The organism is Hymenobacter agri (assembly GCF_054778495.1).
Genome location: NZ_BAAGZM010001182.1, coordinates 1 through 673, shown reverse-complemented (window position 1 = coordinate 673; position 673 = coordinate 1). Strand labels below are relative to the sequence as shown.

Annotated in this window: 1 protein-coding gene; it reads right to left on the bottom strand. The window is 66.4% G+C overall.

Translation table 11 applies throughout. The features are described from left to right. On the bottom strand, positions 1-673 hold a 673-nt coding region (locus tag ACYVDE_RS25215; RefSeq protein WP_460504259.1), incomplete at both ends, for an amidase family protein.

The window sequence follows — 673 nt, the reverse complement described above, 5'->3', positions numbered from 1 at the left end:
GGCGGGTGCTGCTCGTCGAAGCTAGTGGCATCCTGGTAGGCTTTGGCCAGGGCCAGCAGCTTGCCCTCCTCGTAGAGCTGGCCCATGAAGGTGATGGTGGTGGGCAGGCCGGCGGCAGTGAGGCCGTTGGGTAGCGCCACGGCCGGGTGCCCGGTGAGGTTGGTGAGTATCAGGCTGGCGCTGAACGTGGGCGTGATGTAGCAGTCGAAACCTTTCAATTGCGCGTCCATCTGTTCGATGAGCAGGCTGCGCACGCGCTGGGCCTGGATGTACTCCACGGCCGGAATGAAGCGCGACGAGCGGAAGGTGTTGGGCCAAGCCGAACGGTTCTGCAGCACCATCTGACCGTCGCGGCCCGAGCGGGTGAGGTCGTCGAATGCCGCTGCGCCCTCGGCCGTGAGGATGAAGCGCAGCATCCCCGGCGAGAGCGCCGGCAGCTCCAGCGGCACCAGCTCCACGCCCAGCTTGCGCAATACCTCCAGCGTAGCCAGGTCGTTGGCCTTGGTGGGGTAGTCCTGGTCGAAAGCTCTTTTGATGTAGCCGACGCGCAGCTTTTTGAGGTTGGTACCGAAGGCGTACTCGAAACGGTTGGGGGCCAGCATCGTGGCCGGGTCGCGGGCATCGGGGCCGGCGGCGGTGAGGGCGGCCAGCACGATGGCGCAGTCCTCGGCCG